This window comes from Clostridium sp. DSM 17811 (assembly GCF_018861905.1).
GTDB classification, from domain to species: Bacteria; Bacillota; Clostridia; order Clostridiales; family Clostridiaceae; genus Clostridium_AD; species Clostridium_AD frigoriphilum.
On sequence record NZ_JAHLDU010000062.1, the window covers coordinates 1 to 4674 of the forward strand.

Consider the following 4674-nt stretch of genomic DNA (forward strand, 5'->3'; position numbering starts at 1 on the left):
TTATGGCCTGAAGGTAACACCCGTTCCCATACCGAACACGAAGGTTAAGCTTCAATGCGCCGATGGTACTGCAGGGGTGACCTTGTGGAAGAGTAGGTTGTCGCCAGGTAATGAAAAAACACTAAGTATAACTTAGTGTTTTTTTGCGTTAAATAAAAAAGTATTTTCATTATATAATCTTATTTAAACAAATAGTACCAACTATATTATTGAAAAAATTTATTATTTGAACTTAAATGGTTAATGATGTATAATAAGTAATATAAAACTAAAGGGGGAAAATCATAAGACATTTTAAAATGAGAAACCGCAATTTATCAATTTTTATCGCAACAATGATGTTATTCACATTATTACCTTTTAACGTAAAAGGAGTTACGAAGGTTGTAACTCCAGGGGGAGAAGCAATTTTAGACCTTGAAAACGTTAACCAGGTTCCTACCGTTAAATTTTCAGCATTAAAAGATTCTAATAATAAAATGATTATATCAAATGATTCGACTATTGGAGGGTTTTCAAGTAAAGGAACGAAAAACAGTAGTTTCTTACTAACACCTAATAAAATCTCAGGAGATTTCTCTGTTGAGGCAACATTAAAGGTGACAAATCGTACCATAAATGGTACTGGTGGAATAGTAGGTGTAGGTGCATTCTCTGGTACACAAGAAGGGGATGCAATGGTAACTTCAGTAGCCAGAGGGGATAATGGTTCTAGGAGTTATTACAAAAAAACTACTGGATATGGTGCAGGTGGTCCTAATACTTCTAAAACATCAGAAATAGGAACTACTGTATTATTAAAAATTCAGAGAACAAATAACACTTATACGTCTACTATAAATGGGGAAGTACAAGAACTTGCAGATCTGCATGAAACAACTAATGGACCAATGTATTTAGGTTTTGTTATCTGCGGTGCTAATGCAGAAGTGGATAAGTTTATTATCAAACAAAATGAAAACGTTATCTATGATTTATCAAAAAAATCATTACCAAGACCAACCTTAACTGCTAAAGCTAAAGGCGATAATGTTGATATTAATTGGACAGGAACACAAGGAGCACAAAACTATATTGTTCAATATAGGGAAATGGGTACATCGAGTTGGACAACAGATCCTGATAAGATAACGGGCAAAAGCCACACTGTAACTAATCTCACTGCAATGAAGGCTTATGAATTTAGAGTAAAGGCAAGTGGTGGAGAATCAAATGGGTTAACTTCTGCATTGGCGATTGCAGTTCCAGGGTTTAGATGGTCATCAATAGCTAGCCCATTGATTAATAGTGTGGTTTTATCAGAAGATGGTAAAGAAGTAAAGGTTAGTTATAATAATGTAATGGGTGCTTTGGGCACTTTAAAACTAGATGTTGAAATGAGAAAAGATAATATTATAGTAGACACAAAATCCGTTGTAGAAGTAGATACAGTTTTAGGGGCATCAGATGGTGAAGTTACTTTTAGTCCTAAAGAAAGTGGGACATATACATTTACCGCTAAAGCTTTAAGAACTGCACAGGAGGATGCGAAACTATCAAATACAAAAAATATTACTTTTAAGTTACCACTTACAAGTCCAGTGGTTAGCGCAAGTGCTACCGCTACAGGGTCTATCAAAGTTAAATGGGATCAGGTAAAAGAAGCACAAGAATATAATCTCAAATATAAGAAAGCGGCAGATAGTCAGTGGACTACAGCGATAGAGTCTACTAAAGACTTGGCATACACAGTTAATAATCTTCAAATAGAAGGAGTCTATAATTTTAAATTAACGGTTATTAAAGATGGCCAAAATTCAGCAACTACTGTGTCTGCAAAATCAAAGGAAGTAGTAGGTGAAACTGCTGAATGGAAATCTATAATATTTGGACAATCTATTTCTAGTTTATATAATACTATAGATGTAGATAGTGTAAAGGGTGCTGTGACAGTTACGGCGGGGAATAAGGAAGGAAGCACAACTGGTGGGAAGGTTACAGGTTCTCATGATGGAATAGCCTATTACTATACGGAAGTGGACCCATCTAAAAACTTTGAACTTTCGGCTGATATTAAAGTAAATTATTTTGCTAAAGGAACCCCAGATAATCAAGAAGCATTTGGAATAATGGCAAGAGATGATATAGGGAAGAGTTTAGACCCCACAGTATTTTCATCAAATATGGTATTAGTTGGTGGATATAGAGGATTAGTTCAATCAGTGTTTAGAAATAATGTTAATGATAAATCCGGTACTGGAGCAACAATGGATGATGTCTTTAAATTTGGAGATCGTCCGTTAAACGATGGAACCTCAACATATAAGATGACACTTAAGAAAACCAATACAGGTTATCAAGTATCTGTAAATAATGGTGTAGAGAAGATATATTATAAACCCAAACAAATGGAAGTGTTAAATTCGGGTAAAATATATGTTGGTTTCTTTGCTGCACGGGTTGCTTCAATAACGAGCTCTAATATAAGTATGAAAACTTCAGATGTTGGTACAGATCCTGTAGGGGTAAAAGAACCACAAAAAGTTGTAGATGCTGCAATAAATGCAGTCTCACTAACAGCAGCATCTACATCAAGTTATAAACTTGGTCTTTTAGCAAATGTTAAAGGTAACGTAGAAGTTAAACAAGAGGGAGTAGAAATATATAAAGGGCCAATTATCGCTAATGACTTATTAGAAAAGAGTACAACACTTATAAAGGGAGCTAACAACTTTGATATAACATTAACTCCTGATGCAACTGAAAATGTTACAAATCATGATCCTATTTCAATAAAACATATCGTAACACTAAAACAATACGGAACTCTCTCTGGGGCTATTTATGTTTCTCAAACTGGTTCTCCAAATTCAGCCGGTACAGAAACTGAACCAACGGATATATATTCCGCTGTTAAATTTATTAGTGAAGGACAAACAATATATGTCCGTGGTGGTGTATATAATTTAAAGAGTCCAATAATTATAGAAAGAGGTAATGATAGTAAAAGTAATAATCCCAAAATTCTATCTGCATATCCAAATGAAAAACCTATTTTTGATTTTGGTTTCAAGTCAGATGGACTAAGTCTTGCAGGTAGTGGCTGGAAAATATATGGTATTGACATAACTAAATCAAACTTAAAAGGTATGGGCATTTCTGGTAGTAACAATATTGTTGAATTAGTAAATGTATATAATACTAAAGAATCTGGACTTCAAATTAGTGGATCTTCTACTGAAAGTAAAGATAAATGGCCAGCAAATAACCTAGTATTAAATTGTACATCTTATGACAATGTTGATGTTTCAGAAAACAACGCAGATGGGTTCGCTGCTAAATTAACTTCTGGCGAAGGAAATGTATTTAGAGGATGTATTTCACATAACAACTGCGATGATGGATGGGACTTATATTCAAAACTTGAAACAGGTGCTATCGGGGCTGTAGTTATAGAAAATTGTATTGCCTATGGTAATGGTACACTTACAAATGGTAGAAAAACTAAAGGTGATGGTAATGGATTTAAAATGGGTGGAGAAGGAATAGCTGTTAAACATCTTCTTAGAAACAGTTTATCCTTTAATAATAATGCTGATGGTGTTACAAGTAATAGTAACCCTGCCATGATAGTTCAAAATACAACATCTGTAGATAACAAAGGGGCTAATTTTAGCTTTGCATCCTACACTAATGCGGTTCAACAATTTGTATCAAAAAATAATATATCATTTAGAACAAAGGAAGGTGCAGCAGACCTTATACCTGCATCGCTTGAGAGTGATGATAATTATTTCTATAATGGGGTAAAATCTCTAAATAAGAGTGGTAAAGTACTTTTAAAATCAGACTTTAAAAGTGTGGTACAACCAGATAGTTATAGCAGAAATGGAGATGGTACAATAGTTGTAGGTGAATATATGTCATTGATTGTAAATTCAACAATAAAAAGTGGAGCATACCTATCAGATATTTCAAATATAACTAATCCAATTTCAAACGACGGAACAATTGGCGAGGAAGAATCTATTAAAAACGAGACTCTATTAAAGATGATAAACCTATTAAAGATGATAAACCTATTGTGGATGTAGGAACTGTTAATGTAGATAAAGAAATTACATCTAGTTTTAAAACTAGAGATTTTAAGAGAATTAGTGTATTCATTGCTAGTCTAGGTTAATAGTGGTTATAGGAATTGTAATTTCAAGAAAAAGTATAGAATAAAAGCAAATAAAAATAGCTCACAGTAATAATTCTGTGGACTATTTTTATTTTAATTGAGGAATAACTCCATGAACGAAGTCTATGACATTATTAAATTTATAGGAATAGGTAATCCATAATGATTGTCAGAAAAAAATATTTACCATTATATTTAGTTATAAGAATACTTATCCTTGCGTATCGTAATGAGTAATATTGAATTATATAGATATATATGTAGAAATATAAAGATAATATAACTAGAAGACCTATTTTATAAAAATGTGTTTCTATGGATATGATAGAATACTTCTTGTAGTCACATAGGAGTGGCACATTGGTCTTTGAAAATTAAACAGAGAAATAGGTAAAGAAATAAAATAATATTTTATTTTAACCAGTCAATTACTTTAGTAAAAGTAATATTTTAGTCGTAAGGCTAAAAAGTATGTAATGAGCTTGCTAACCAACTTAACAGTTGGCGCAGAT

1 protein-coding gene and 1 rRNA gene are annotated in these 4674 nt (G+C 32.8%); both read left to right on the top strand.

Features of this window, described 5'->3' with window-relative positions; all coding sequences use genetic code 11:
* Positions 1 to 109: ribosomal RNA gene (gene rrf, locus KPL44_RS24770) — 5S ribosomal RNA — on the top strand; the annotation flags it as partial.
* A gap of 190 nt (positions 110 to 299) precedes the next feature.
* Positions 300 to 4073, top strand: coding sequence for a fibronectin type III domain-containing protein (locus tag KPL44_RS24775; protein ID WP_216256039.1), 3774 nt, complete (start codon positions 300 to 302; stop codon positions 4071 to 4073).
* Positions 4074 to 4674: the final 601 nt, after the last annotated feature.